Source organism: Streptomyces sp. NPDC058701 (assembly GCF_042715295.1).
Taxonomy (GTDB): Bacteria; Actinomycetota; Actinomycetes; order Streptomycetales; family Streptomycetaceae; genus Streptomyces.
In genome coordinates this window covers 20,974-46,538 of sequence record NZ_JBHXSY010000034.1, presented here as the reverse complement: position 1 = coordinate 46,538, position 25,565 = coordinate 20,974, and the positions used below count along the sequence as shown (strand labels likewise).

The 25,565-nt window shown below is 73.9% G+C and carries 25 protein-coding genes; 7 read left to right on the top strand and 18 right to left on the bottom strand.

What is annotated here, in order from left to right:
• The first annotated feature begins 118 nt into the window (after positions 1–118).
• Complete coding sequence (locus tag ACFWW8_RS28645; RefSeq protein ID WP_386532895.1) at positions 119–1,252, top strand: glycosyltransferase family 39 protein; 1,134 nt, start codon at positions 119–121, stop codon at positions 1,250–1,252.
• A gap of 231 nt (positions 1,253–1,483) precedes the next feature.
• A complete protein-coding gene (locus ACFWW8_RS28640) occupies positions 1,484–2,599 on the top strand; it encodes a phosphatase PAP2 family protein (RefSeq protein WP_386532893.1) in 1,116 nt (371 codons plus the stop codon).
• A 308-nt stretch (positions 2,600–2,907) separates the two neighbouring features.
• Here the strand turns inward: ACFWW8_RS28640 and ACFWW8_RS28635 are convergent, their stop codons facing one another.
• Together ACFWW8_RS28635 and ACFWW8_RS28630 are read right to left on the bottom strand one after the other, a co-directional pair.
• Positions 2,908–3,888, bottom strand: a complete 981-nt coding sequence (locus tag ACFWW8_RS28635; RefSeq protein WP_386532890.1) for a helix-turn-helix transcriptional regulator — start codon at positions 3,886–3,888, stop codon at positions 2,908–2,910.
• 78 nt (positions 3,889–3,966) lie between these two features.
• Positions 3,967–4,926, bottom strand: coding sequence for a transglycosylase family protein (locus ACFWW8_RS28630; RefSeq protein WP_386532887.1), 960 nt, complete (start codon positions 4,924–4,926; stop codon positions 3,967–3,969).
• A 297-nt stretch (positions 4,927–5,223) separates the two neighbouring features.
• Between ACFWW8_RS28630 and ACFWW8_RS28625 the strand changes: the two genes are divergently transcribed.
• Both ACFWW8_RS28625 and ACFWW8_RS28620 read left to right on the top strand, forming a co-directional pair.
• A complete protein-coding gene (locus ACFWW8_RS28625; protein ID WP_386532884.1) occupies positions 5,224–6,027 on the top strand; it encodes a hypothetical protein in 804 nt (267 codons plus the stop codon).
• A 158-nt stretch (positions 6,028–6,185) separates the two neighbouring features.
• On the top strand, positions 6,186–6,608 hold the full coding sequence (locus ACFWW8_RS28620; RefSeq protein ID WP_386532881.1) for a hypothetical protein: 423 nt from the start codon (positions 6,186–6,188) through the stop codon (positions 6,606–6,608).
• 36 nt (positions 6,609–6,644) lie between these two features.
• Here the strand turns inward: ACFWW8_RS28620 and der are convergent, their stop codons facing one another.
• The 5 genes from der to ACFWW8_RS28595 form a co-directional block, all read right to left on the bottom strand.
• Positions 6,645–8,102, bottom strand: coding sequence for a ribosome biogenesis GTPase Der (gene der / locus ACFWW8_RS28615; RefSeq protein ID WP_386532878.1), 1,458 nt, complete (start codon positions 8,100–8,102; stop codon positions 6,645–6,647).
• A 75-nt stretch (positions 8,103–8,177) separates the two neighbouring features.
• The gene (locus tag ACFWW8_RS28610; RefSeq protein WP_386532966.1) at positions 8,178–8,765 is read right to left on the bottom strand and encodes a lysophospholipid acyltransferase family protein; all 588 of its coding nucleotides are present in this window, start codon (positions 8,763–8,765) and stop codon (positions 8,178–8,180) included.
• A gap of 56 nt (positions 8,766–8,821) precedes the next feature.
• Positions 8,822–9,550, bottom strand: coding sequence for a (d)CMP kinase (cmk, locus tag ACFWW8_RS28605; RefSeq protein ID WP_386532875.1), 729 nt, complete (start codon positions 9,548–9,550; stop codon positions 8,822–8,824).
• Between the two features lie 205 nt (positions 9,551–9,755).
• Positions 9,756–10,844 carry a prephenate dehydrogenase gene (locus ACFWW8_RS28600; RefSeq protein ID WP_386532872.1) on the bottom strand — a complete coding sequence of 363 codons (1,089 nt, stop codon included), beginning with the start codon at positions 10,842–10,844 and terminating at the stop codon, positions 9,756–9,758.
• 136 nt (positions 10,845–10,980) lie between these two features.
• Positions 10,981–11,466, bottom strand: coding sequence for a YidB family protein (locus tag ACFWW8_RS28595; RefSeq protein WP_386532964.1), 486 nt, complete (start codon positions 11,464–11,466; stop codon positions 10,981–10,983).
• A gap of 122 nt (positions 11,467–11,588) precedes the next feature.
• On the opposite strand from ACFWW8_RS28595, the gene ACFWW8_RS28590 reads away from it, so the two are divergent.
• The 3 genes from ACFWW8_RS28590 to ACFWW8_RS28580 all read left to right on the top strand — a co-directional run bounded on the left by ACFWW8_RS28590 (position 11,589) and on the right by ACFWW8_RS28580 (position 13,264).
• The gene (locus ACFWW8_RS28590; protein WP_386532869.1) at positions 11,589–11,930 is read left to right on the top strand and encodes a DUF952 domain-containing protein; all 342 of its coding nucleotides are present in this window, start codon (positions 11,589–11,591) and stop codon (positions 11,928–11,930) included.
• Positions 11,931–12,012: 82 nt separating this feature from the next.
• Positions 12,013–12,474, top strand: coding sequence for a Rieske (2Fe-2S) protein (locus ACFWW8_RS28585; RefSeq protein WP_386532867.1), 462 nt, complete (start codon positions 12,013–12,015; stop codon positions 12,472–12,474).
• Between the two features lie 76 nt (positions 12,475–12,550).
• Complete coding sequence (locus ACFWW8_RS28580; protein WP_386532865.1) at positions 12,551–13,264, top strand: DNA polymerase beta superfamily protein; 714 nt, start codon at positions 12,551–12,553, stop codon at positions 13,262–13,264.
• 24 nt (positions 13,265–13,288) lie between these two features.
• Here ACFWW8_RS28580 and ACFWW8_RS28575 read toward each other — a convergent pair whose 3' ends face one another.
• The 11 genes from ACFWW8_RS28575 to ACFWW8_RS28525 all read right to left on the bottom strand — a co-directional run bounded on the left by ACFWW8_RS28575 (position 13,289) and on the right by ACFWW8_RS28525 (position 25,396).
• Positions 13,289–14,308 carry an ADP-ribosylglycohydrolase family protein gene (locus tag ACFWW8_RS28575; RefSeq protein WP_386532863.1) on the bottom strand — a complete coding sequence of 340 codons (1,020 nt, stop codon included), beginning with the start codon at positions 14,306–14,308 and terminating at the stop codon, positions 13,289–13,291.
• The gene (locus tag ACFWW8_RS28570) at positions 14,305–15,048 is read right to left on the bottom strand and encodes an NUDIX domain-containing protein (RefSeq protein ID WP_386532860.1); all 744 of its coding nucleotides are present in this window, start codon (positions 15,046–15,048) and stop codon (positions 14,305–14,307) included. Before ACFWW8_RS28570 ends, ACFWW8_RS28575 begins: the two co-directional genes overlap by 4 nt.
• Entirely contained in the window at positions 15,045–16,124 is a 1,080-nt protein-coding gene (locus ACFWW8_RS28565; RefSeq protein ID WP_386532857.1) for an AAA family ATPase, read from the bottom strand. The genes ACFWW8_RS28570 and ACFWW8_RS28565 overlap by 4 nt, the downstream gene beginning before the upstream one ends.
• Positions 16,121–16,729 (bottom strand): nicotinamide riboside transporter PnuC, encoded by a 609-nt coding sequence (gene pnuC, locus ACFWW8_RS28560; RefSeq protein WP_386532854.1) that lies wholly within the window; start codon positions 16,727–16,729, stop codon positions 16,121–16,123. Before pnuC ends, ACFWW8_RS28565 begins: the two co-directional genes overlap by 4 nt.
• 125 nt (positions 16,730–16,854) lie before the next feature.
• Positions 16,855–18,255, bottom strand: a complete 1,401-nt coding sequence (locus tag ACFWW8_RS28555) for a pseudouridine synthase (RefSeq protein WP_386532852.1) — start codon at positions 18,253–18,255, stop codon at positions 16,855–16,857.
• 27 nt (positions 18,256–18,282) lie between these two features.
• Entirely contained in the window at positions 18,283–18,927 is a 645-nt protein-coding gene (scpB, locus tag ACFWW8_RS28550) for an SMC-Scp complex subunit ScpB (protein ID WP_386532849.1), read from the bottom strand.
• Positions 18,924–20,105 carry a segregation/condensation protein A gene (locus ACFWW8_RS28545; RefSeq protein WP_386532846.1) on the bottom strand — a complete coding sequence of 394 codons (1,182 nt, stop codon included), beginning with the start codon at positions 20,103–20,105 and terminating at the stop codon, positions 18,924–18,926. Before ACFWW8_RS28545 ends, scpB begins: the two co-directional genes overlap by 4 nt.
• A gap of 59 nt (positions 20,106–20,164) precedes the next feature.
• Complete coding sequence (locus ACFWW8_RS28540; protein ID WP_386532843.1) at positions 20,165–20,674, bottom strand: hypothetical protein; 510 nt, start codon at positions 20,672–20,674, stop codon at positions 20,165–20,167.
• Positions 20,659–21,819 carry a ParA family protein gene (locus ACFWW8_RS28535; RefSeq protein ID WP_386532841.1) on the bottom strand — a complete coding sequence of 387 codons (1,161 nt, stop codon included), beginning with the start codon at positions 21,817–21,819 and terminating at the stop codon, positions 20,659–20,661. The genes ACFWW8_RS28540 and ACFWW8_RS28535 overlap by 16 nt, the downstream gene beginning before the upstream one ends.
• A 326-nt stretch (positions 21,820–22,145) precedes the next feature.
• The gene (gene ald, locus ACFWW8_RS28530; RefSeq protein WP_386532838.1) at positions 22,146–23,261 is read right to left on the bottom strand and encodes an alanine dehydrogenase; all 1,116 of its coding nucleotides are present in this window, start codon (positions 23,259–23,261) and stop codon (positions 22,146–22,148) included.
• 152 nt (positions 23,262–23,413) lie between these two features.
• The gene (locus ACFWW8_RS28525) at positions 23,414–25,396 is read right to left on the bottom strand and encodes a tetratricopeptide repeat protein (RefSeq protein WP_386532835.1); all 1,983 of its coding nucleotides are present in this window, start codon (positions 25,394–25,396) and stop codon (positions 23,414–23,416) included.
• Positions 25,397–25,565 lie beyond the last annotated feature (169 nt).

The following is a 25,565-nucleotide window of genomic DNA, read 5'->3' as shown; positions in this document are numbered from 1 at the left end:
CGCCGTGTGGCGTACGCCACTCGCCGGGCCGCTTTTCTCCCCGCGTACACGCGCGTTCACGGCTCGTGGTGCCCGGCCGCGCCCGCGGGGCGCCCGCGGGACGCCGCCACCGATAATCATGCCCGTGAAAGATCTTGGATTTCGCCGGGCCGCGCCCGCGCTGGCCGTCTTCGCGGCGGTCAGGCTGCTCGGGCTGCTCGTCCTCGGCGGCTGGAGCGCGGCCGCCGGCAGCAGTCCGCACACGCTGCTGTCGGCCCGCTGGGACTCGCTCTGGTACGCCCGCACCGCGGCCGGCGGATACGGCTACGAGGTGGTCCTCCCGAACGGGGACGTCCACTCGAACCTGGCCTTCTTCCCGCTCCTGCCCTGGCTGGAGCGGCTGCTGTCGGCCGTGACCGGGCTTTCCCACGGCTCCTCGGGCCTGGTGGTGTCGGCGTTCGCGGGGCTCGCGGCGGCCTGGGGGATCTTCGCCGTCGCCGACCTGCTGTACGGCCGCCGGGCCGGGGTGCTGGCCGTGGCGCTGTGGGCGGTGCTGCCGGTCGGGATCGTGCAGTCCATGGCGTACAGCGAGGCCCTGTTCACCGCACTCGCGGCCTGGGCCCTGTACGGGGCCCTGCGCGGCCGGTGGCTGACCGCTGGGCTGCTGGCGGCGGGGGCCGGGCTGACCCGCCCGGTCGGCGCCGCGGTGGTCGCGGCGGTGTGGGCGGCGGTCGCCCTGGCGCTGCGGCGCGGGGAGCGGTCGTGGCGGATGGCCGCGGGCTCCCTGCTGGCCCCGCTGGGGGCGGCGGCGTACGTGCTGTGGGTCGGCGCGCGCACCGGGGGCGGGCCGTTCGGCTACCTGGACGTGCAGGCGGGCTGGGGCAACGGCTTCGACGGCGGCCGGGCCTTCGCCCGCTTCGTCGGGGCGAAGCTTGCCTCACCGGGCGCCCCGGCCTCCGCGGGCTTCGCGGCCGGCGCCGGGCTGGTCGCCGGGGTCGCGCTGGTGCTGTGGCTGTACGTGCGGTGCGTACGGCAGCGGCAGCCGGTGCCGCTGCTCGTGTACGGCGGGATCGTGATGGCGCTGGCCCTGTGCGCGTCGGGGTACTTCGGCTCCAAGCCGCGGTTGCTGCTGCCCGCCTTCCCGCTGCTGTTTCCCGTGGCGGTGGCCCTGGCCCGGTGGCGGACGCGGTGGGCGGCCCTGGCGCTGGGGGCCGCGGCCTCGGCCTCGGCGGTCTACGGGGCGTTCTGGCTGAACGGCTCCGGACCCCCGTAGATAACGGAATGAAACATTCCGATCCACCTTTCGGCAAAGGGCGCCAGCGGCGGCAATAAAGCACAGGTAAGTGCGCGAAACCAATTTCGGTAACAGTGGATCAGCCGGACTCCAACCGCGTTCGAAATAGCGGCAATTAAGTCCCGTGTGAGACCAACTCCACATCACATGGTCATCACAAAGCGCGTGATTCGCCCGGGGCGCCCAGCCACGCGCGGTAACGTCGATTGAGTGCGTACCGATCTGATCCTGCCCCGTCTGGAGCGGGTGTTCGCCCGGCTGGACCGGGAACCAGAGCGACCGGCTCATCTGCAAACCCCGCAGATGAGCCGGCACCGCGTCGTGCTCCTGGGATCGACGCTGGCCTTCTACCTCGCGATCGTGGTGGCCGTACTGACCACGTCCTGGCTCGTCCGGCTGGACTGGCAGGTCATGTTCTTCCGCCCCTACGAGCAGTGGCCGCAGCTGCACGCCTTCCTCGACTACCTCGTCGTGCTCGGCCAGCGCGGACCGACCGCGGTGATGGTCGCCGCCTGGCTCGGCTGGCGCTCCTGGCGCCAGCACACCCTCCGCCCGCTGATCACCCTCGGCGTGGCCCTGCTGCTGCTCAATGTCACCGTCGGCGCCGTCAAGATCGGCCTCGGCCGCCTCGGCCCGCACTACGCCACCGAGATCGGTTCCGCCGAGCTCTTCGCGGGCGGCGATATATTTCCCTCCGGCCACACCGCCAACGCCGTCGTGACCTGGGGAATCCTGGCCTATCTGGCCTCCACCGTGGTCACCCGGCGGGTGCTGTCCGTGGTGTCCGCCGTCGTCTCCCTGAGCGTCGGCGCCACCACCGTCTACCTGGGGACCCACTGGGTCAGCGACGTCCTGCTCGGCTGGACCGCGGGGCTGCTGATCCTGCTGGCGCTCCCCTGGTTCGAACCGCTCATCGCCCGCGTCGAGGCCTACGTCTTCGAGCTGCGCGAGCTGCTGCGCCGCCGCGCCGAGACCGGTCGGATGCCCGCGCCGGTGGCCGTCGCGCTCACCCCGCTGCTCTCCGCGGGCGGCAAGTGGCAGCTCAGGCTGGACGCGGACGCCGCCGGGGCGCCGACGCGGGCCCCCGCCGCGGCCGCCGAGCCGGCGGCCCCCGTCAGCTCCGCCCCGTCCGCCGCCCCCGCCGTCCCCGCGGGCGCGGCCACCGGGCACTCCCCGGCGCCCCGCCCCGCCGTGCACGTGGCCACCAGGGCGCACGTGATCCGCTCCGAGCGGACCCCGGTCACCCCGGCCGGCAGCCGCCGTCCGGCGCACGCCGAGCGGGCCCCCGGCCGGGGCGCCGCGGCGCGTCCGGTGACCGGCGGCTGACGTCCGCGGGTCGGTGCGCACCACCTCCCCCGCGACACCGAGGCGGGCCGGGTCACCGACCCGGCCCGCCTCCGCCGTTCCCGCCGCGGGACCCGCGGGCGCCCCCCGTACCGTCAGCGGCCGGCCGGCACGTTAGTCCGTCCCGGGTCACGCTTGTGTCACAGAATATCGACGGCCTCCCTTTGTTTTCCCGTGCGCGACACGCCCGCCGGGAAGACCGCGTGGAATTCCCTCCGAGAGAGGGGTAATTCCCGCCGGGGATTGCCGGGAACCCGTGGACCGGACCAGGTGATTGGCCCTCAGTTCCCTTACGTTTCCTTCACGGGTGCGGAGTCCACGGCCCGGCCCAGGAGATCCCGCGCGGCCCTGATCCGGTCCGTCAGCTCCGGCGGCTCGACGACTTCGAACTCACAGCCGAGCACCATGACGTGAATCACGAGAACGGTCAGGTTCACCGCCCCGGTCCGCAGCAGACAGCTCTCCGCGTCGACCGGTTCCAGGGTTCCGTCACTGGGCCCGACGACCAGTGCCGCCTCCTCGGCCGACATCTTCAGCCGGATGAGCGCCCTGGCCGCGTACACGCCCTGCGACACGCCCCGGGAGACGTACGCGGCCAGGTCCGCGGCCGGCGGCGGGCGCGGGGTGAACCGGGGCCCGTGCGGGGGCCTGGGCTCGATCCGGTCGGCCCGGAAGGTCCGCCAGGCCTCCCGGTCCACGTCCCAGGCGACGAGGTACCAGCGCCGCTCGGTGCACACCAGCCGGTGCGGCTCCACGGTGCGGCGGCTGACGGTGCCCGCGTGGTCCCGGTACCCGAAGCGCAGCCGCTCGCCGTCCCGGCAGACGGCGGCCAGCTCGGTCAGGACGGAGGGGTCGACGGTGGAGCCCTGGGGGTCGCGCAGCATGGACACGGTGAACTCGTTGAGCGCCGAGACCCGGCGGCGCAGCCGCGCCGGCAGCACCTGCTCCAGCTTCGCGAGGGCCCGTACGGAGGCCTCCCCGATCCCCTCCACCCCGTTCCCGGCGGCGGTGCGCAGGCCGACGGCGACCGCCACGGCCTCCTCGTCGTCCAGCAGCAGCGGCGGCATCTCGGCCCCGGCCCCCAGCTGGTAGCCGCCTCCGGTCCCGGGGCTGGCGTTGACCGGATACCCCAGCTCCCGCAACCGGTCGACGTCCCGCCGCACCGTGCGCGGGGTCACCCCGAGCCGGTCGGCGAGATCGGCCCCGGTCCACTCCCGGTGGGCTTGCAGCAGGGACAGCAGGCGCAGCAGTCGTGCGGAGGCATCAAGCATGCGGAGCAGTCTGCCGGTCACCCAGCGGACGCTCCCCCTCCGGGCCGCCCGGGCACGCCGCGCGCGGGCGGCCCGGGTTCAGCGCGGGCGCGACGGCGCGAGCCGCGCCCCGGGCGGCGCCGGTGACGGCCCGCCGACGGCGGGCGCCGCCACCGGCCCGGCCGGGACCGGCGCGGAAGCCGGACGCCCCGCGGCGGTCCCCGCAACGGAGGCGCCCGGTACCGCGGTCGGAGCCGCCGCGGGCCCCTTGCCCGGCGGCTTCGGGACCGCCACCGCGGGCGCCTTGCCCGGCGCGGTCGGGACCGCCGGTACGGGCCCCTTGCCCGGCGGCTTCGGGACCGCCGCTGCGGGCGCCTTGGCCGATGGCATCGGGACGGCCGGTCCCGGCGTCGGGGCCGCCGGTGCGGGCGCCTTGGCCGGCGGGGGCGCGGCGGCCGGGGGCAGGGCCAGCAGCGTGCCCACGGCGAGCCGCTCCGGCCGCTCCCCGATCACCCCCCGGTTCGCCTCGTACAGGGCCCGCCATCCGCCCGCCACCCGGCGCCTCGCCGCGATCGACACCAGCGTCTCCCCGGCCCGCACCGCGTGCATCCGCCCCGCCAGCCCGTACCGCTTCGCGCACACCGGCCACGCCTCCCACCCCTGCGCGCCCAGCACGTCCTCCGCGACCCTGATCTGCTGCTCCCGGCTCGCCAGGTCCGCCCGGGCCGCGAAAGCCAGTCCCCCGTGCTCCTCCCACGTCGGCTGCCAGAACTGCAGCCCCCCGTAGAAGCCGTTGCCGGTGTTGACCGCCCAGCGCCCGCCGCTCTCGCAGTCGGCGACGCAGTCCCAGGGCCACTCCCCGCCCGGCCCGCAGTCCCCCGGCCCCCGGCCGACGATCCCGGGCGAACCGGGGTACGCGGCGCCGGCCGGTCCGGGCGCGGGCGGCGGCGGGGCCCCCGCAGAGGCGGCGCAGGCCCGGGCGGCGGCGTCCCACGGGAGTACGAGCACCAGCGCGGCCGCGACCCCGCGCGCGGCCTGCCGGATCCGGAGAGGGGGCATCGGGCCACGCTACGGAGGAGCGCCCGGGCCGCCCGCACGCCACACCGCGCGCCCCTGCGCCCCACCCGGTCGGCCGACGCGGCCCACGCACCCGAAACACACAGCACTGCCCACCAACTGCACACAAACAGAAAAGAGTTGGCACGAAAGCAAAGCCCCCGTCGGACGGTTCACCCCTCCGGGGGCCGGGTTCGAATCCGTTCCCTCCCATGGCGTGACCCCGGCCACCGCTCGGCCGTTGAGCCCGGCGAGCCGGGAACCCCCCGGCCCGCCGCACCTATGCCGAGGAGCCACCCCGTGCCGCCCATGCTCGACGTCAGTGATGAGGTACGTGCCGAGATCGGTGACGAAGAAGCCGACAGGCTGCTCGTCGGCGACGACGCGCCGCGCAGTTACGACTGCACCTCCTGCCGCACCCCCGGAGACCCGCAGAGCGACCCCACCAGCACGGTGCTGTTCGTCGGCGAGGAGACGGCCGTCCTGGCCTTCGCGCACGCCACCTGCATCCCCTCGCAGGTCGTCACCGTCTCCGAGGAGCAGCTCCAGGGCGCCGTGGCCAGCATCACCGGCGACAGCCCGGCCCCGGCTCCCGCGGGCGCCCCGCAGAGCAACCCGGGCGGGCAGGCCGTCCTCGGCATCACCAGCGGTCTGGTCCTGATCGGCGGCGAGCTGCACCCGGCCCTGGTGGTCGAGCCGACCGCGCCCATCGCCCGTCCCGGCAGCGACGGCCCCGGCGACGACTTCCTCCCGCTCCTCATCGAGCAGGGCTTCGTCCCCGTCACGGACACCTCCGAGCTCCCCGCCGGACTCGCGGGCTGGTCGGTCCTGCTCGCGGCAGGCCAGCTGCACGCCGTGCTGCAGCCGGGACTCGACGGCGGCCGTCCGGTCTCCTGGTGGCAGGCGCACCAGGCCCTGTCGGTCACCGACGGCTGGCGGGCCGCCGTCAACAAGACCCAGCGCGTGCTCATCTACGCCGCCCCGGTCGGCTCCATCGGGCAGCAGCCGCGCGAAGACCTGCTGCGCGACGCGCTGGACAAGGCCGCCGCCGCGGGCCAGCTCGTGGCCGCCTCGATGCCCCTGGCCGGCACCGCGGGCGCCTGACGCCCTCCCCTGCCGCCGGAACGGCCGCCCGACCCCCCGCCGAGGGGGCCGGGCGGCGTGCGCCGGGGGTGCGCGGTCCGTCCCGCGCACCCCCGGCGATCTGCGTTTTCGCGCCCCTCACCCCGCATCCGCAGGGCGCTGGTTTCGTTGGCTGATACGTGCATTCACACGACTCCTCCCGCGCCCCGTCCCATCCGAGCAGCGTCTCCCCCACGCGCCCCGCATGGGACCGGGTCAGTGCTCCGGCCGCCTCGCACACCCCGATCTACGACGCCCTGTACTCGGAGTACCTGCGCTCCTTCCGGGCCCTTCCGGGTGACCGCACGGGTGAGGAGGACCTCGGCTTCACGGCGTTCTCGTACGGCGGCGGGTACACGGGCGGCAGTGCGTACGGCAGCGCGTGGAGCGGCCCCGCCTGGCAGCAGACCGACGGCTGGCAGCCTTCGCCGGCCCCTCAGCCGCAGCCCCAGCCCGCGTACTCGTACGCCGGCAGCCCCGCCTACACGAACGGGCGGCAGCACCAGACCGGAATGACGCACATCCCGGCGGCCCTGCCGCCCGCTCCGCGCCGGGGCTACTGACCCCCGGCGTCCCGCCGCGCTGCTGTTCCCGCGCTCCTACTTCTTCTTGTGCAGGGCGCCGCGCTTCTCGCGCACCCGCACCGAGATGTGGATCGGGGTGCCCTCGAAGCCGAACTCCTCGCGCAGGCGGCGCTCGACGAAGCGCCGGTAGCCGTGCTCCAGGAAGCCGGAGGCGAAGAGGACGAACCGCGGGGGCTTGCTGCCCGCCTGCGTACCGAACAGGATGCGGGGCTGCTTGCCGCCGCGGACCGGGTGCGGGTGGGCGGCGACGACCTCGCCGAGGAAGGCGTTCAGGCGGCCCGTCGGGACGCGCGTCTCCCAGCCCGCGAGGGCGGTCTCGATCGCCGGGACCAGCTTCTCCATGTGGCGGCCGGTGAGCGCCGAGACGTTCACCCGGGGCGCCCAGGCGACCTGCTGCATCTCGGTCTCGATCTCGCGCTCGAGGTAGTAGCGGCGCTCCTCGTCGAGCTCGTCCCACTTGTTGTACGCGATCACGATCGCGCGGCCCGCCTCGACGGCCATGGTGATGATGCGCTGGTCCTGGACGCTGATGTTCTCGGTCGAGTCGATCAGGATGACCGCGACCTCCGCCTTCTCGACGGCGGCGGCCGTGCGCAGGGAGGCGTAGTAGTCGGCGCCCTGCTGGAGGTGCACCTTCTTGCGGATGCCCGCGGTGTCGATGAACTTCCAGGTGACGCCGCCGAGCTGGATCAGCTCGTCGACCGGGTCACGGGTGGTGCCGGCCATCTCGTTGACGACGACGCGGTCCTCCTTCGCGACCTTGTTGAGCAGCGAGGACTTGCCGACGTTCGGGCGGCCGATCAGCGCGATGCGGCGCGGGCCGCCGACCGGGGTGCCGAAGGTCTGCGCGGGTGCTTCCGGCAGCGCTTCGAGGACGGCGTCGAGCATGTCGCCCGTACCGCGGCCGTGCAGCGAGGAGACCGGGTGCGGCATGCCGAGACCCAGCGACCACAGGGAGGCCGCGTCGGACTCGCCGCTCTGGCCGTCGACCTTGTTGGCGCACAGCACGACGGGCTTGCCCGCCTTGCGCAGCAGCCGGACGACGGCCTCGTCGGTGTCGGTGGCGCCGACCTTGGCGTCGACGACGAAGACGACGGCGTCGCAGGCCTCGATGGCGTACTCGGCCTGGGCGGCGACGGAGGCGTCGATGCCGAGGACGTCCTGCTCCCAGCCGCCGGTGTCGACGACCTTGAAGCGGCGGCCGGCCCATTCCGCCTCGTACGTGACGCGGTCGCGGGTGACGCCGGGCTTGTCCTCGACGACCGCCTCGCGGCGGCCGATGATCCGGTTCACGAGGGTCGACTTGCCGACGTTCGGCCGGCCCACGACGGCGAGGACGGGCAGGGGGCCGGCAGCGGCCTCCCCGAGCGCGCCTTCGACGTCCTCGATGTCGAAGCCCTCTTCCGCGGCGAGCTCCATGAACTCCGCGTACTCGGCGTCGCCAAGTGCTCCTTGGTCGTGCTGGTCGTTCATGAAGTCCGTTCCTCGTCGTTCGTGGTGATCGGTGGCACCCGCGCAGCGGGGTTCCACTACTGGTTCAAGTCTCGCTCAGCGCCCGGTGAGGCGCTTGGCATCGGCCAGGTGGGCGGTCAGCCGGTCCTGGATGCGTACGGTGGCCTCGTCCAGCGCGGTACGGGTCCGGCGGCCACTGCCGTCCCCCGCGTCGAAGGCCGAGCCGAAGACGACGTCGACCCGGCTCTTGAGTGCCGGGAGCCCCTTGACGAGGCGTCCCGGGGTGTCGCCGCTGCCGAGGACGGCCACCGGCACGACGGGGGCGCCGCTGCGGACCGCGAAGTACGCGAGTCCCGCACGGAGCGAGGCGAAGTCGCCCTCGCCCCGGGAGCCCTCGGGGAAGATCCCCAGCGCTCCGCCCTGGTCGAGCACACCGAGGGCGCGCCCTATCGCGGTCCGGTCCGCTCCGCTCCGGTCGACCCTGACCTGCCCGATCCCGTTGAGGAAGGGGCCGAGGGGGCCGACGTAGGCCTCCTTCTTGATCAGGAAGTGCAGCGGCCGCGGTGCGGTGCCCATGACCATCGGGCCGTCGATGTTGTGGGAGTGGTTCACGGCGAGGATGACGGGGCCCGAGACGGGCACCTTCCAGGCCCCCAGGACGCGCGGCTTCCACAGCCCGTACATGAGCCCGATGCCGATGCGCCTGCCGACCTCCGCACCCTTCAGGGAGGGCGCTTCACTCACGCGGACCGCCCGTTCCGGATGCTTCCGGCGGTCTGCGGGGTCTGCCGCTCGGCCACCAGCGTGACGACGCACTCGATGACCTGGTCGAGCGTGAGTTCGGTGGTGTCGACCTCGACGGCGTCGTCGGCCTTGGCCAGCGGGGAGGTCTTGCGGCCGGAGTCGGCCGCGTCGCGCTTGACCAGCGCCTCCCGGGTGGCCGCGAGGTCGGCGGCCTCCTTGCCGCGGAGCTCGCCGCTGCGGCGCGCGGCGCGCGCCTCGGCGGAGGCCGTCAGGAAGATCTTGAGGTCGGCGTCGGGCAGGACGGTGGTGCCGATGTCCCGGCCCTCGACGACGATCCCCGTCGCCGCCGCGGCGGCGATGGAGCGCTGGAGCGCGGTGATCAGGGTGCGCACCTCGGGGACGGCGCTGACGGCGCTGACCTTGGAGGTGACCTCCTTGGTGCGGATGGGACCGGAGGCGTCCACGCCGTCCACGGTGATCGTGGGGGCGTGCGGGTCGGTGCCCGAGACGATGGCCGGCTTGCCCGCGGCGACCGCGACGGCCTGCGGGTCGTCGGTGTCGACGCCGTTGGTGATCATCCACCAGGTGATGGCCCGGTACTGGGCGCCGGTGTCCAGGTAGCGCAGCCCGAGCTTGGCGGCCACGGCCTTGGAGGTGCTGGACTTGCCCGTGCCGGAGGGACCGTCGATGGCGACGATCACGGCGGACGGAGCTACGGTTTCCACGGTGCGGGCACCTTCCTGGTTGCTGGTGCTGTCCGGGCGCGCCAAAAGCGCCCCTCCCCAGGTTACCGGGCCCCGGCGCCCCCCGTCCCCGCCCGGCGGATCCGGACCCTCCGGGAGCCGGTTCCGCGCGGCCGGAACCCGGCGGTACGGGTCCGCGCACCGGCGGATTTCCGCCGCCGGAGCCCGGCGGGAGCGTCCGGGCCGGCTACTGCTGACGCAGGGCCCAGCCGCGCTCGCGCAGCTCGGCCGTCAGTCCGGCCACCGCCCGCGGCTCCACCATCAGCTGGACGAGGCCGGCCTGCTGGCCCGTCGCGTGCTCGATGCGGACGTCCTCGATGTTGACCCCCGCCCGTCCCGCGTCGGCGAAGATGCGGGCCAGCTCGCCCGGCTGGTCGCTGATGAGGACGGCCACGGTCTCGTACACCGTCGGCGCCGCGCCGTGCTTGCCCGGCACCCGTACCCGGCCGGCGTTCCCGCGCCGCAGCACGTCCTCGATGCCCGCCGCCCCGCCGCGCCGCTTCTCCTCGTCGGCCGACTGCAGGCCCCGCAGGGCCTCCACGGTCTCCGCGAGGTCGGCGGCGATCCCGGAGAGGACGTCGGCGACCGGTCCCGGGTTCGCGGAGAGGATCTCCAGCCACATCCGGGGATCGGAGGCGGCGATCCGCGTCACGTCCCGGATGCCCTGCCCGCAGAGCCGGACCGCCGTCTCGTCGGCCTCCTCCAGGCGGGCCGCGACCATGCTCGACACCAGCTGCGGGGTGTGCGAGACCAGCGCCACCGCCCGGTCGTGCGCGTCCGCGTCCATCACGACCGGCACGGCCCGGCACAGCGCCACCAGTTCCAGCGCGAGGTTGAGCACCTCGTGGTCGGTGTCCCGGGTCGGGGTCAGCACCCACGGCCGCCCCTCGAAGAGGTCGGCCGTCGCGGCGAGGGGGCCGGAGCGCTCCTTGCCGGCCATCGGGTGGGTGCCGATGTACGCGGTGACGTCCACGCCCAGTTCGGCCAGTTCCCGGCGCGGACCGCCCTTTACGCTGGCCACGTCCACGTACGCCCGGGCCACCCCGCGTCCGATCACGTCCGCCAGCGTCGCGGCGACGTGGGCCGGTGGCACGGCGACGACGGCGAGGTCCACCTGGCCCTCCGGGGCCTCGTCGGTGCCGGCGCCGAGGGCGGCCGCGGTACGGGCCTGGGCCGGATCGTGGTCGACCAGGTGGACGGCGATCCCGCGGGCGGACAGGGCCAACGCCGCCGAGGTGCCGATCAGTCCGGTTCCGATGACGACGGCGGTTCTCACGGGCGCTCCAGGGTTGCGTACGGCACGGCGGGGGCACTGCCCGGCCAGCGTAGCCACCGCGCGCGCCGCGAGGGCCCGGCGGTCCGTCCCTCGGGACGGTGGGCCGGGCCCTCGCGAACGGCGGCGTGCGCGCCGGTCAGAGCTTCTGCTGCCGGATGATGTCCTCCAGCGAGCCCGAGGGCACCTGTCCGTCGGGCGTCAGCCTGTCGACGGCCTGGGGCAGTGTCCTGGCGATCTCGTCGGCCGCCTTCTCGGGGGTGACGCCCGCCTGCTCGGCGACCTTCTGGAGGGTCTCGTCGGGCAGCGCCTCGGCGATCTGCGCACCGCTGACCGACTTGTTCTCGCCGGTGCCGACCCAGGACCGGGCCTGCTCGGCCAGCCCCGACTTGGTCAGCATGTCCATCAGGCCGCCCAGCGGGTTGTTCCCGCCGCCCGCCTGGGCGCCGGCCGCGCCGGCCGCGCCGCCGCCGCCGAGGAGCGAGCCGAGGAGCGAGCCGAGGATGTTGCCGCCGCCGCCTCCGGTGCCGCCTTGGCCGCCGCCGAGGAGGCCACCGAGAAGAGAGCCGAGGTCGTTACCCGCCATGGTCGTGCCTTTCGGAGAGGGACCGGGCCGCGCGGACAGCGGCGCACCCGGCTTCGAGACACGGACAATGTCACCCGTACCGGACGGTGCCGCCACCTGGCGCACACGCCCGTTCCGGTTCCGGATCCCGCTTCCCCTCCCGCTCCGGTAGAACGTTCGGCATGATCTTCCACCTCGTCCCGCTCGCCGACTGGGCGGCCGCACCCGGCCTCCCGTACGCCCCGCCCTCACTCGCCACCGAGGGATTCGTGCACTGTTCGGCGGACCGCCCGACCGCACTGGCGATCGCCGACGCGCACTACCACGGGGTACGGGGGACCCTGCTCGCGGTGGAACTCGACGAAGCAGCCCTGACGGCGGACGTCCGCCGGGAGGGTGATTCAGGGGGCCGCTACCCGCACGTCCACGGCCCTTTGAACCGGGAGGCCGTGATCCGCGTGTGGGAGGTCGTACGCACTCCCGGCAGTCCTGCCTCACTGGCCCCATGGCAGCCGGGAACCTGAAAAGGCGCGGCGGACTCCGTCCCGGGGCCCGTCACAGGCCAGGATGCTGCACGCCATCCGGCCACAGAGCGAGGAGACAGTCATGAGCTACCCCACGCGTACCGCCCGGCGCACCGTCCTGGCGGCAGGCGCGGCCACCCTGGCGGGCGGCGCGCTCGCCGCCTGCGGCGGCGATTCCGAGCCGAAGCCGGCCAGCGAGCCCGGCAGTGCGGCCGCACCCTCCGCGGCACCGTCCGCGCCCGCCGGGAGCGCCGCGAAGGCGATCGCCAAGACGGCGGACGTACCGGTCGGCGGCGGCACGGTGCTCAAAGAGGAGAAGCTGGTGATCACCCAGCCGAAGGCCGGCGAGTACCGCTGCTTCTCGGCGGTCTGCACCCACTCGGGCTGCCTCGTGAACAAGGTCGCGGACGGCACCATCGTCTGCCCCTGCCACGACAGCAAGTTCAAGGACACGGACGGCGCGGTCACCAAGGGCCCGGCCACCCGCCCGCTGTCCGAGAAGAAGATCACCGTGGCGGCGGACGGCAACATCTCGCTCGCCTAGGGCGTCCCTCTCGGATCGTGCCGACCCGGCACGATCCGAGGGGTGGCCTGTCGGCAGGCCCCCTTAGGCTCTCCGGATGGACGATCTGACGCTGGTGCGGGACCACACCGTCTACCGCTGCGTGATGGGCTCCCGGGCGTTCGGACTGGCGACCGAGGCGAGCGACACCGACCTGCGCGGTGTCTACCTCGCCCCGACTCCGCTGTTCTGGCGCTTCGACAAGCCCCCCACGCATGTGGAGGGCCCCCGGGACGAGGAGTTCTCCTGGGAGCTGGAGCACTTCTGCGCGCTCGCCCTGCGCGCCAACCCGAACATCCTGGAGTGCCTGCACTCCCCCCTGGTGGAGGAGGTCACCCCGGTGGGCGAGGAACTCCTCTCCCTCCGCGGGGCCTTCCTCTCCCGCCGGGCCCACACCAGCTTCAGCCGGTACGCCCAGTCCCAGCACGGCAAGCTCCTCGCCGACGTCCGCGTCCACGGGGCCCCGCGCTGGAAGCACGCCATGCACCTGCTGCGCCTGCTGCTGTCCTGCCGGGACCTGCTGCGCACGGGGCACCTGGCCATCGACGCGGGTCCGATGCGCGACCGCCTCCTGGCGGTCCGCCGCGGAGAGCTCACCTGGGACGAGACCGACGCCTGGATGGCCCGCCTCGTCGAGGAGACCGCGGCCGCCCTGGCCGGCACGCCCCTCCCCGAGGCCCCGGACCGGGCCCGCGTCGAGGACTTCCTCCTCCGCGCCCGCCGCGCCTCGGCCGTCCACACCGAAACCGCCGCGTCCGCGTCCCGGCACTGACGGGACGCCTCACCCCCTACGGGGTCACGCGTCCCAGAGGGTGCCGAAGGACAGGAGTTCGTCGCGGTACTCGATGCGGCCCTCCCACTCGCGCGGCCAGGCGTCCGCGCCGAGGTGGGCGCCCGCGAAGGCGCCGGCCAGGCAGGCGATCGAGTCGGAGTCGCCCGCCGTGCAGGCCGCGCGGCGCAGGGCCGTGAGCGGCTCCTCCGGGAAGAGCAGGAAGCACTGCAGGGCCGTGGCGAAGGCCTCCTCCGCGATCCAGCCGTCGCCCGTCGTCAGGCAGGGGTCGGTCTCCGGGGAGGGGGTGCGCAGGGCCTGCGCCACGCGGTCCAGGACGCCCAGGCACTCGTCCCAGCCCCGGGCGATGAAGGACGTCGCGGAGGCGTCGGAGGACGTCCGCGTCCAGAGGTCGCCGAGCCAGCGCTCGTGGTAGCGGGTGCGGTTCTCCAGGGCGTACGAGCGAAGCTGCCCGACCAGCCCGGTCACCTCGGTGCCCCGGGCCAGGAGGTACACCGCCCGCGCCGTCAGGTCGGAGGCGGCCAGCGCCGTCGGGTGTCCGTGGGTCAGGGCCGACTGGAGCTGGGCCGCGCCGGCCCGCTCCTCCTCCGTCCAGCCGGGCACCAGCCCGACCGGTGCGACCCGCATGTTCGCGCCGCAGCCCTTGGAGCCGAGCCGGCTGGCGTCGCGCCAGTCCCGGTCCGGGTGGTCGAGCAGCCGGCAGGCCGTCAAACAGGTCTGGCCGGGAGCCCGGTTGTTCTCCGGGGAGTGGTACCAGGCGACGAACTCCTCCCGGACGGGCCCGGCCAGGCGCAGGGGGCCGACGCGGCCGCGTTCGGCGGCGGTCCGTATGCCGCGGGCCAGGGCGAGGGTCATCTGGGTGTCGTCGGTGACCATCGCCGGGCGGGGCAGTTTCATCTCGCGCCACGGGCCGGTCTTCGCGAGGATCGACGGGACGTCGTTGAACTCGGTGGGGTAGCCCAGGGCGTCACCCAGCGCGAGGCCGATGAGAGCGCCCGTCGCCGCTCGTTTCGTGGTCGTCGTCATCGGGGGTGTCCTTCCGAGGGGCGGAGCAGGGGCGGGTGCAGGGTGGTGGCCGGTCCCGGCCGGTAGAGCGCGGCGGGCTTGCCACGGCCGCCGGTGAGCCGGGCGGCGCCGGGTACGGCCTCCACGAAGCCGGGGGTGGCCAGCACCTTGCGGCGGAAGTTCGGGCGGTCGAGGGCGGCGTCCCAGACGGTCTCGTAGACGGCCTGGAGCTCGCCGAGGGTGAATTCCGGCGGACAGAACGCGGTGGCGAGGCAGGTGTACTCCAGCTTCGCGCCGACCCGCTCCCGCGCGTCCGCCAGGATCACCGCGTGGTCGAAGGCCAGCCCGGAAGCCTCCCCCGCCGCCACCCAGCAGGCGTGGGCCGCGTCGCCGCCGCCCCCGGCCGCCGGCTCCGGCATGTCCGGGACCAGCGCCGTGAAGGCGACCGAGACCACCCGCATCCGGGGGTCCCGGTCCGGCTCGCTGTACGTGCGCAGCTGTTCGAGGTGCAGGGCCGCGACCACCGCCTCCGGCAGCCCGGTCTCCTCGGCCAGCTCCCGGCGGGCGGCGGACTCGGCGGACTCGCGCGGCAGGACGAAGCCACCGGGCAGCGCCCAGGCGCCCGCGTACGGCTCCTGCCCGCGCCGGATCAGCAGCACGTGCAGCCGCCCGCCCCGTACGGTGAACACCGCGAGGTCCACGGTCACCGCGAACGGCTCGAAGGCGTACGGGTCGTAGCCCGCCGGCGCTCCCCGGTTCATCGTGCCTCCGGCAGCGGGTCGGCGAAGTGCCAGCCCTCGGCGAGCAGTCCGTCCACCGCGGCCACGGCCGTCGCCAGCCGCTCCTCCCGGTCTCCGCGCACGACGAGGAACCGCCTCCCGGTGGCTTCGAGCTCCTCGCGGAACCGGCCGGTCATCCACGGCCTGAGGTGCGGCCCGTCCCGCAGCCCGTCGTCCTCGAAGGGGACGTCCGCGTGGTCGGTCAGCAGGTAGAGGTCCCGGCGGGTCAGCGCGGCGGTCTTCTCGACCTCCTCGTTGCGGCCGCCCAGGTAGCGCTCGTGCCAGATCCCGGTCGCGAAGGAGTCGGTGTCGCAGATCAGGACCGGGGAGCCCAGCCGGGCGGCCCGCTCCTCCTCCGCGTCCTGGCGCCGGGCGATCACCGGGAACTCCTCCGAGGTGAAGGAGACGTCCGCCCAGGAGGCGTCCGGGTCCGCCGCACGGGCTGCCGCGAGCTTCTCCTCGCTGTACCTGCGGCCGTACTCGGCGACCCAGCCGGTGCCCGCCCAGACCCCGCCGCGCCGCCGGTAGTGCGCGGCCAGGGCCCGGGACAGCGTCGTCGTCCCGGTGGACTCGGCGCCGAGCACGACGACCCTGCGGGCCAGCGAGGCCCGTACGGCCGGACCCAGGAAGTCCCAGCAGGCCGCCGGGTCCGCCCGTACGGCCGTCCCCGATACCGGGAACAGCTCCCGGCCGGGGTCCACGCAGACCTCCTCGGCGCCGAACCGGCGGGCGAGCTCGGCCCCGTAGCCCTCCGAGGTGAAGACGGCGTCCACCGGGCCGGCCACCGCGCCGCGGAACACGGCCATGTGGGCCTCCCAGACCGCCGGGTCGTTCAGGTCGACGGGAATGTCGTCCACCGCGCCGACCACGTCCGCCTCCGGGTGCGCCTCGCGCATCCAGGCGACGCGGTCGGCCAGCGGCACGGACTCGACGGAGGCGGCGCAGACCAGTACGGTCAGCCGCTCGCAGCGGTCCCGGGCGGTGCGCACCAGGTGGTGGTGGCCGGCGTGCGGCGGGTAGAACTTGCCGAGCACCAGCCCGTGCCCGAAGCGCCTCACGCCCTCGCTCCCAGGGCCGTACGGGCGGCCGGCGCGGGCAGCGACCGCCGCCAGCCGGTCAGGCCGGCCACGCACAGGGCGAGGAAGCCGACGTACAGGAGGGCGGTCAGGTACAGCTCCTTGTACGCGTACAGGGGGATGTAGATCAGGTCGGCGGCGATCCACAGCCACCAGGACTCGACGAGCTTGCGGCACTGGCCGTAGGTGGCGGCGAGCGAGAGGCCGGTGGTGGCCGCGTCCCAGAAGGGGACGGTCGAGTCGGTGGCCCGTGAGAGCAGCAGGGTCAGTCCGAGCACCCCCACCGCCCCCGCCGCGGCCAGCCAGACCCATTCGGTGCGCGTGGTGCGGCGCACGGTCAGGGCCCCCTCGGTTCCCGGTCCACCCCCGTGGGTCCAGGACCACCAGCCGTACGCGGCGAGGGCGATGAAGACGATCTGCAGCCCGGCGTCGGCGTACAGGCCGGCCTGGGTGAAGAGCGCGATGAAGAAGATGTTGTTGGCGATGCCGATCGGCCAGTTGGCGACGTGCTGCCGGGCGACCAGCCACACGCACAGGGCGCCGGTGGCGAAGCCGAGCACCTCGGTCCAGCTCAAGGTCCAGTTCATTCCGGGCCCCCTCCCTTTAATAGTCAAATTGACTATAAAGGACGGAGGGGTCCGGGACAAGGGAGAAGCCCGCGGCGCCGTGGGGCGCTGCGGGCTTCTCCGTGAGCCGGTGGGGCGGGCGGTCCCTACAGACCGACCTCGCGCATCAGCATGCCGACCTCGGTGTTGGTCAGGCGGCGCAGCCAGCCGGACTTCTGGTCGCCCAGCTCGATCGGGCCGAAGGAGGTGCGGACGAGCTTCTCGACCGGGAAGCCGGCCTCCGCCATCATGCGGCGCACGATGTGCTTGCGGCCCTCGTGGAGGGTGACCTCGACCAGGTAGTTCTTGCCGACCTGGTCGACGACGCGGAAGTGGTCGGCGCGGGCGTAGCCGTCCTCCAGCTCGATGCCGTCCTTGAGGCGCTTGCCGATCTCGCGCGGCAGCGGGCCGGTGATGGCGGCGACGTACGTCTTCTTCACGCCGTACTTCGGGTGCGTGAGGCGGTGGGCCAGCTCACCGTGGTTGGTGAGCAGGATGATGCCCTCGGTCTCGGTGTCGAGCCGGCCGACGTGGAACAGGCGCGTCTCACGGTTGGTGACGTAGTCGCCGAGGCACTGGCGGCCGTCCGGGTCCTCCATGGTGGAGACGACGCCGGCCGGCTTGTTCAGCGCGAAGAACAGGTAGGACTGGGTGGCGACGGTCAGGCCGTCCACCTTGATCTCGTCCTTCGGCAGGACACGCTTGCCCTGCTCCAGCACGATCTCGCCGTTGACCTCGACGCGGGCCTGCTCGATCAGTTCCTCGCAGGCGCGGCGCGAGCCCATGCCGGCACGGGCGAGCACCTTCTGCAGGCGCTCACCCTCCTCCTCGGCGCCGGGGAAGGTCTTCGGGGTCTTGATGACCGGCTTGTCGGCGTACCGGTCGCGCACGCGCTCCTCGATCCGCGCGTCCAGCTCGCGCGGGCGGGACTGGCCGCTGCGGCTGCCCGGGCCTCGGCGCGGGCCGCCGGCCCCGCCGATGCCGGGAGTCTTGGAGGTCTTGGGGCCGCCCTTGGCACCACCGCGCGCCGCGGCGCCACGGGCACCGGAGCCGCCGCGGGGACCGTCGGCCGCGCCGCGGGCTCCGCCGCCGCCCGCCTTCGCCCCGCCGCGGCCGTTGCGCTCGCCCTCGGGGCCCACGTCGTAGCGGCGCTCCTCGGGGCGCGGGTTGCGGGGACGCTGGGGGGCCTGGTCGCGGTCGCGGTCCTGCGAGCCGCCCGCGCCGCGGTAACCGCCGCCGGAGCCGGAGCCCGTGGAGCCGGAGCCGCCGCGGTAGCCGCCGGAGCCCGTGGAGCCGGAGCCGCCGCGGTAGCCACCGCCGGAGCCGGAGCCGCCGCCGCTGGAGCCCCCGCGGTAGCCACCGCCGGAGCCGCTGCCACCGCCGGAGCCGCCGCCGCGGTAGCCACCGCTGCCGGAGCCGGAGCCGCTGCCGCGGGCGCTACCACGCCCGCCGCTGCCGCCGCTGCTGTTCCTGTTGCCGCCACCGTTGCCGTTGCCGCTGCTTCGCATCAAAGTTCCGTCGTCTTGTCGTCGTCTTCACATTTCTGGGGCGTACGGTGCCTCCAGATCGAACGACGGCACACCTTCCTGCGTCTCGGCTTCGATCGCGTCCGCCTCGGGGAGGAAGGGCGCGAGTTCCGGGAGCTCGTCCAGGCCGCGTAGGCCCATCCGCTCCAAAAAGTGGTTCGTCGTCCTGTACAGGATCGCACCTGTTTCGGGTTCCGTCCCCGCCTCGGCCACCAGACCCCGCTGGAGGAGGGTCCGCATGACCCCGTCGCAGTTGACTCCGCGGACCGCCGAGACCCTCGACCGGCTGACCGGCTGCCGGTACGCGACGACCGCCAGGGTCTCCAGGGCGGCCTGGGTGAGCCGGACCTGCTGGCCGTCCAGGACGAAGGCCTCCACGGCCGCCGCGTACCGCGCGCGGGTGTAGAAGCGCCACCCCCCGGCGACGAGCCGGAGCTCGAAGCCCCGGCGGGCCGTCGTGTACTCGTCGGCGAGCTCGCGCAGGGCGAGCGCCACCTCCCTCGGGGTGCGCTCCAGCACCTTGGCGAGGTGCGCCTCCGTGGCCGGCTCGTCCACCACCATCAGGACGGCCTCCAGGGCGGGCTTCAGCTCCAGGGCCGCCACCGCGCCGGTTCCGCCCGCCGGGGCCTGCGCCCCCGCGTCGCCGCTGCTCAATCCTTCGCCTCCACGATCCGGTCGAACTCGTCGGTCACCGTCGGCATGCCATCGCCGTCCCCGCCGCTCCAGCGCACGGTCAGGGTGTCCAGGGCCGCCTCCTGGTCCAGGACCACGGCCTTCTCCCGGTAGAGCTCCAGGAGGGCCAGGAACCGCGCGACGACCGTCAGGGTGTCCCCGGCGTCCTCGGTGAGCTCCTGGAAGGTGGCCTCGCCGCGCGCCTTCAGCATCCGCACCACGAGCCCGGCCTGCTCGCGCACGCTGACCAGCGGCGCGTGGATGTGGTCCACGTACACCTGGGGCTCCGCCCTCGGCTGCATGGCGCGGGCGGCGACGCGGGCGAAGCCCTCCGCGCCGATGCCGATGACCACTTCGGGCAGCAGTTCGGCGTGGTGCGGCTCCAGGCCCACGGTGCGCGGGTAGCGCCGGCCCTCGGCCTCCGCCCGGGCCTCGAAGATCTCCGCGATCCGCTTGTACGCCCGGTACTGGAGCAGGCGCGCGAAGAGCAGGTCGCGGGCCTCCAGCAGGGCGAGGTCGCCCTCGTCCTCGACCTCGGCGGCCGGCAGCAGCCGGGCGGCCTTCAGGTCGAGCAGGGTCGCGGCGACCACGAGGAACTCGGTGGTCTGGTCGAGGTCCCAGTCGGGACCCATGGCCCGGATGTGGGCCATGAACTCGTCGGTGACCCGGGACAGCGCCACCTCGGTGACGTCCAGCTTGTGCCGCGAGATCAGCTGGAGCAGCAGGTCGAAGGGGCCCTCGAAGTTGGCCAGCCGCAGGGTGAACCTGCCGTCGCCCGGCGCCGCGGACCCGCCGCCGGGCCCCGTGCGGCCCCCAGGAGCCGCTGGGGTGACGTCTGCGGCCTTCGCGGCCGCCGGGGCTCCCGGCCCGCCCGGAAGCGGTGCGCGGGCCGCAGCGGGCGCCTCGGGGGCTTCGGCGGCGCCACCGGGCTCGACGGGCGGCTCGGCGGCGGGTGCCCCTACGGCCTCCGGCGGCTCGGCCGCGCGTGCCCGTACGGTTTCGGCGGCGGGTGCCCCTACGGCTTCGGCTTCGGGCTCCCCCTCGGGCGAGCCGGGCTCCGGGACGGCTTCGGCCGCCGGGTCCCCCGCGGGCGGCCCCGCTCCGGGACCGCGCCCCAGGGGGCGGCGGGTCGGCGGGCCGGGTTCGGCGGGGAGGTGCATCGCGGTCCAGGCTGGTGCGGAGGGGCGGGGTGCGGGTGGGGCGCGCCCGGAGGACCGGGTCAGCGCCCGCGCAGCCGCCGTACCAGGATGCTCGCGTCCCCGCGGGATTCGAGATCCGCGAGGACGACGGCCACCGCCTCACGGACGATACGGCCACGGTCGACCGCGAGCCCGTGTTCGCCGCGCAGCACCAGCCGCGCGTGTTCCAGATCCATGAGCTCTTCGGCGGAGACGTAGACCGTGATCTTCTCGTCGTGCCGCTCGCGCCCGCTGGGGCGCCGGTTGGCGCCCCGGCCCTGGCCCTTGCCGCGGCCGCCCGGCTGGGCCGGTCCGTTCGCGGAGCTGGCAGAACCTTCCTGCGGCCGCCTCGGTGCCCCCACCACGGGGTCGGTTCCGGCCGCCGCCTCCCGGCCGCGCCCCTCCCCCGCCGTGCCCTCCGCCGAAGCCGGCGCGTGCTCCGCTCCGGGCGCCTCCTCGGCCCCCCGCCGCGGCGAGGACGACTGGAGGGCCATCCCCCCGGTCGTGCGGAACAGTTCGTCGGCTCCGGGCAGACTCACTCGGCGTGACACCGGGCGAGCACCTCCCTGGCGAGCTGGCGGTAGGCGGCGGCGCCGACGGAGTTGGAGGCGTACGTGGTGATCGGCTCACCGGCGACCGTGGTCTCCGGGAAGCGCACCGTGCGGCCGATGACCGTGTGGTAGACGTGGTCGTCGAAGGCCTCGACGACGCGCGCCAGGACCTCGCGGCTGTGCACCGTGCGGGAGTCGTACATCGTGGCGAGGATGCCGTCGAGCTCCAGCTCGGGGTTGAGCCGCTCCTGCACCTTCTCGATGGTCTCGGTCAGCAGCGCCACGCCGCGCAGCGCGAAGAACTCGCACTCCAGCGGGACGATGACCTTGTGGGCCGCCGTCAGGGCGTTCACGGTCAGCAGGCCGAGCGAGGGCTGACAGTCGATCACGATGTAGTCGTAGTCGGCCATCAGGGGCTTCAGGGCCCGCTGCAGGGTCGACTCGCGCGCGACCTCGCTGACGAGCTGCACCTCGGCGGCCGACAGGTCGATGTTGCTGGGCAGCAGGTCCATGTTGGGGACCGCCGTCTTCAGCAGCACCTCGTCGGCCGACATGCCCCGCTCCATGAGCAGGTTGTAGACCGTCAGGTCGAGTTCCATCGGGTTCACGCCGAGGCCCACGGACAGCGCGCCCTGCGGGTCGAAGTCGACGAGCAGCACGCGGCGCCCGTACTCGGCGAGCGCGGCACCCAGGTTGATGGTCGACGTGGTCTTGCCCACGCCGCCCTTCTGGTTGCACATCGCGATGATCTTCGCCGGACCGTGGTCGGTCAGCGGACCCGGGATCGGGAAGTACGGGAGCGGGCGTCCGGTCGGGCCGATCCGCTCACGGCGCTGCCGGGCAGCGTCGGGGGCGAGGGTGGCCGCGTACTCGGGGTCCGGTTCATACTCCGCGTCGGGGTCGTAGAAGTGCCCTTCGGGCACGTTTTCGTAGTCGGCGAAACCCACGGGCTTGTCGCCGCTCGGGTCGCCGGCCCTGGAGTTCACGTCTAGGCCGTCCATGCTCTTTCGGGGCGTCTGCATGTGCTGGTGGTTTGCGAAGGTGCGGACTGCGACGGAGCCGACAGCCTCGAGCCCGGCGGGGCCTGGGCCCCGCTCCGGCGTCCCTGCGCGACCACCTCCAGGAGCAAATGTCGACTCATTCACAAGTCGTCTTACCTCCTCGGACGTGACCAGGACACTTATCGATAGGTCAGCGTTGCACCATGCCGACGGTTGGCGACTCTATGGCGTGTCACCGCCCAGCGGCAACACAATCCGTCGGACCCGGCACGATGTGTCGGCAACCGAACACCTCTCTGTCAAGGGCGTCCGAGCTGTCGCCGCGAAGTTTCGCGGGTGTGCGAAAGGGTTAAAGGGCTACGTTCGAGGCGAGTTGAGCGGGGTCGCCGGGTACCCCGCGAACGCCTCCGGCCGGACCTCGCGAGCAAGGTCCGGCCGGATACGTGAGATTGACGTCAGTCGTTGACGCGTCAGCCGAGCAGCGTGTTCAGCTCCAGCGTCGGGAGGCCGTGCGCGTCGGCGACCGGACCGTAAACGACCTGGCCGTCATGGGTGTTGAGGCCCAGGCCGAGCGCCGGGTCACGGCGGAGCGCCTCGACCCAGCCGAGGTTCGCGAGCTGCACGATGTACGGCAGCGTGGCGTTCGTCAGCGCGTAGGTGGAGGTGTTCGGAACCGCGCCCGGCATGTTGGCGACGCAGTAGAAGACCGAGTTGTGGACCTGGAAGGTCGGCTCGGCGTGAGTGGTCGGACGGGAGTCCTCGAAGCAGCCGCCCTGGTCGATCGCGATGTCGACAAGGACACTTCCGGGCTTCATCCGGGACACCAGCTCGTTGGTGACCAGCTTCGGGGCCTTCGCACCCGGAATCAGCACCGCGCCGATGACGAGGTCGGCCGCGAGGACGGCCCTCTCCAGCTCGTAGGCGTTGGAGACGATCGTCTGGACCTTCGTGCCGAAGATCTTGTCGGCCTCACGGAGCTTGTTGATGTCGCGGTCCAGCAGGGTCACGTGGAAGCCCATGCCGATGGCGATCTGCGCCGCGTTCCAGCCGGAGACGCCGCCGCCGATGACCACGGCCTCGCCGGCCGAGGTGCCGGGGACGCCGCCGGGGAGCACGCCGCGGCCGCCGGCCGAGCGCATCAGGTGGTAGGCGCCGACCTGGGGGGCCAGGCGGCCCGCGACCTCGGACATCGGGGCGAGCAGCGGGAGCGCGCGGTTGGCGAGCTCGACCGTCTCGTACGCGATGGCGGTGGTGCCGGACTCCAGCAGGGCGTCCGTGCACGCGCGGGACGCGGCCAGGTGCAGGTACGTGAAGAGGGTCTGGTCCTTGCGGAGGCGGTGGTACTCCTCGGCGATGGGCTCCTTGACCTTCAGCAGCAGGTCGGCGGTGGCCCAGACCTCGTCGGCGGTGCCGAGGATCTCGGCGCCGGCGGCGACGTACTCGGCGTCCGTGATCGAGGAACCCACACCGGCGTTCTGCTCGACGAAGACCTGGTGGCCATTACGGGCCAGCTCATGCACGCCGGCGGGCGTGATGGCGACCCGGAACTCGTTGTTCTTGACCTCGCGGGGGATGCCGACCTTCATCGTCGATCACGGTCCTTGGCTCAGGGGATTTTTCGGGTCACTTCCATACATACCCGCCCACAAGAACGCGCAACGGGATGCACCACAGGATGACGTGGTGGAGCCAGTCTAATGAAGGATGAGTCGCTGTCTAGCCTTGCAAACGAATAATCTTAGTCGGAAGCACTACGGATTTCGCAGGCTGCGGGGTCATCTCCCAGCAATCTGTCAGCTGCGGACCGGTGCAGCCTGGCGGCCGCGGGGTCACCGAGGCGGTCCAGCGTGTCGGCCAGCCGGACCTGGAGGGCGGCCTCAAGTCGCTGGTCCCCCACCCGGCGCGCCAGCTCCACCGCCTCCCGGCAGGTGTGCAGCGATTCCTCGGGCCGCCCCGCGTACTCCTGCACCCGCGCCATCTCGCTCAACGCCTTTGCCTGGCCCGGGACATCGCCCAGCTTCCGGTAGCCCGCGGCGGCGGCCCGCCAGCTGCGCAGCGCGTCCCCGTAGCGACCCGCGTAGGTGTGGACGTTCCCGAGCCGCCCGTACAGCCGCGCCTCGTCCGCGCGCTCCCCGCGGGCGAGCGCCTGGGACAGGGCCCGGCCGAACCAGTCGGCGGCCCGGTGCCAGTCCGTGAGCTCCTGGTACGCGCCGCCTACGGATTCCATCGCGCGGCCGGTCGCGTACGGGTCGTTCGCCGCCTTTCCGGCGGCCAGTGCGGCCCGGTAGCGCTCCAGGGCCTCCTGGGTCCGGCCGGTCTCGGCGTCCAGGTCGGCCAGGTTCAGCAGGGCGGCGGCCTGCTCGCGGTACAGGTCGCGGCGCTCGGCGACGTCCAGGACCAGCCGGTGCAGCCCGTACAGCTCGGGGGCCGCCTCGGCGGTGCCCCGGTGGTCCGCGAGGGCCCGTACGAGCCCGGCGACCAGCCGGCGGGCCAGGGTGTCGAGCCCGCCGTCGGCCACGGCCATCGCGGCGGCCGCCGTCAGGGCGGGCAGCCGGGTGTCCAGCCAGGTCGCGGCGGCCCGCCGGTCGGGGAAGCGCAGGGCGCGGGGCAGGCCGTCCAGCTTCTCCGGTCCACCGACGGGCCCGTCCTCGGACCCGTCGGCGGGCTCGGCCATGGCGCGGCAGGAGTGCAGCAGCCGTACGGTGCGCTCCAGCATCCGGGCCCGGGCGAGCTGGACCTCGGCCGGGCGCTCCTTGGCCTCCAGCAGGGCCTGGAGCAGCGGGGCGAGGCAGCCGGGCACCAGGAACAGACCGTCGCGGGAGGAGTGCAGCAGGCCCAGTCCGGCGAAGTCGTCCAGGGTGGCCTGGGCGGCGGCCACGGAGCACCCGGCGAGGGCGGATGCGGTGTGCGAGTCGACGACCCCGGCGGGGGCGAGCGGCAGGAGCCGCAGGGTCCGCTGGGCCGGCTGCGGCAGGGACTCGTAGACGAGCCGGAAGCCGCGGGCGAGCGGGCCGCCGGTGGCGGGCGGCATGTCGTGCAGCTGCTTGGACACGTCGACGACGGAGGCCTTGGGGTGGGCGGCGAGCCAGCCGCCGACGAGGCGCAGCGCGGCGGGCTGGCCCCCGCACTCCTCGGCGAGGGCTTCGGCCGCGCGGGGGTCGACGGTGACGCGGATGTCGCCGATGCGGTGGGCGAGCATGCTCACGGCCGAGGGGGTGTCGAGTCCGCCGAGGGTGCAGGGCCGCACGTCGGGGATGCCCGTGAGGGGGCCCTCGGCGGTGACCACGACCAGGCACTCCGGGGTGTCCGGCAGCAGGGCGTCGACCTGGTGGGGGTCGGACGCGTCGTCGACCATGACGATCGCCCGGCGCCCGGCGAGCGCGGTCCGCAGGGCGGAGCTCAGGTCGTCCTCGCCGGCTCCGGCCGGGGCGACGTGCCCCAGTCCCTCCAGGAGGTCCCTGACGGCGCGCTCGGTGGGTACGGTCTCGCCTCCGGGCGAGGTCAGCCGGGTGCGCAGGACCCCGTCGGGGTACTGCTCGGCGATCTCGCGCACGAAGGCCTCGGCGAGGGCCGTGCGCCCGGATCCGGGCCGCCCGGCGACGAGCAGCACCCGCGCCCGGGGGGCTTTGGCCTTCCGGCCGGAGAGGGTGTCGAGCCCGGTCCGTGCGATGTCCTCGCGCAGCTCCTTGAGCTCACGCCGCCGCCCGACGAAATCCGTCACGGATCCGCTCCTCTCGCTGCCTTCGGATTGCGAGCGTAGTTCACGCAGAGCGACGAGAAGGGTGGAGCGCGGCGGACAAATCCCCCAATCGGATCAGCGGATGGTCACACCACTACGCCGTACCGGCACCCGCGGGCTTCCCCGACCGCCCTCCGGGCCGGCCGGGCGC

Excerpts from the sequence above, each read along its gene's own strand:
- pnuC (WP_386532854.1), bottom strand. The coding sequence starts at position 16,729 with ATGAACTGGACCTTGAGCTGGACCGAGGTGCTCGGCTTCGCCACCGGC.
- der (WP_386532878.1), bottom strand. The coding sequence starts at position 8,102 with ATGAACGACCAGCACGACCAAGGAGCACTTGGCGACGCCGAGTACGCG.
- ACFWW8_RS28555 (WP_386532852.1), bottom strand. The coding sequence starts at position 18,255 with ATGCGAAGCAGCGGCAACGGCAACGGTGGCGGCAACAGGAACAGCAGC.
- ACFWW8_RS28610 (WP_386532966.1), bottom strand. The coding sequence starts at position 8,765 with ATGTACGGGCTGTGGAAGCCGCGCGTCCTGGGGGCCTGGAAGGTGCCC.
- ACFWW8_RS28575 (WP_386532863.1), bottom strand. The coding sequence starts at position 14,308 with ATGACGACGACCACGAAACGAGCGGCGACGGGCGCTCTCATCGGCCTC.
- ACFWW8_RS28585 (WP_386532867.1), top strand. The coding sequence starts at position 12,013 with ATGAGCTACCCCACGCGTACCGCCCGGCGCACCGTCCTGGCGGCAGGC.
- ACFWW8_RS28645 (WP_386532895.1), top strand. The coding sequence starts at position 119 with ATGCCCGTGAAAGATCTTGGATTTCGCCGGGCCGCGCCCGCGCTGGCC.
- ACFWW8_RS28570 (WP_386532860.1), bottom strand. The coding sequence starts at position 15,048 with ATGAACCGGGGAGCGCCGGCGGGCTACGACCCGTACGCCTTCGAGCCG.
- ACFWW8_RS28635 (WP_386532890.1), bottom strand. The coding sequence starts at position 3,888 with ATGCTTGATGCCTCCGCACGACTGCTGCGCCTGCTGTCCCTGCTGCAA.
- ald (WP_386532838.1), bottom strand. The coding sequence starts at position 23,261 with ATGAAGGTCGGCATCCCCCGCGAGGTCAAGAACAACGAGTTCCGGGTC.
- ACFWW8_RS28545 (WP_386532846.1), bottom strand. The coding sequence starts at position 20,105 with ATGCACCTCCCCGCCGAACCCGGCCCGCCGACCCGCCGCCCCCTGGGG.
- ACFWW8_RS28590 (WP_386532869.1), top strand. The coding sequence starts at position 11,589 with ATGATCTTCCACCTCGTCCCGCTCGCCGACTGGGCGGCCGCACCCGGC.
- ACFWW8_RS28630 (WP_386532887.1), bottom strand. The coding sequence starts at position 4,926 with ATGCCCCCTCTCCGGATCCGGCAGGCCGCGCGCGGGGTCGCGGCCGCG.
- ACFWW8_RS28580 (WP_386532865.1), top strand. The coding sequence starts at position 12,551 with ATGGACGATCTGACGCTGGTGCGGGACCACACCGTCTACCGCTGCGTG.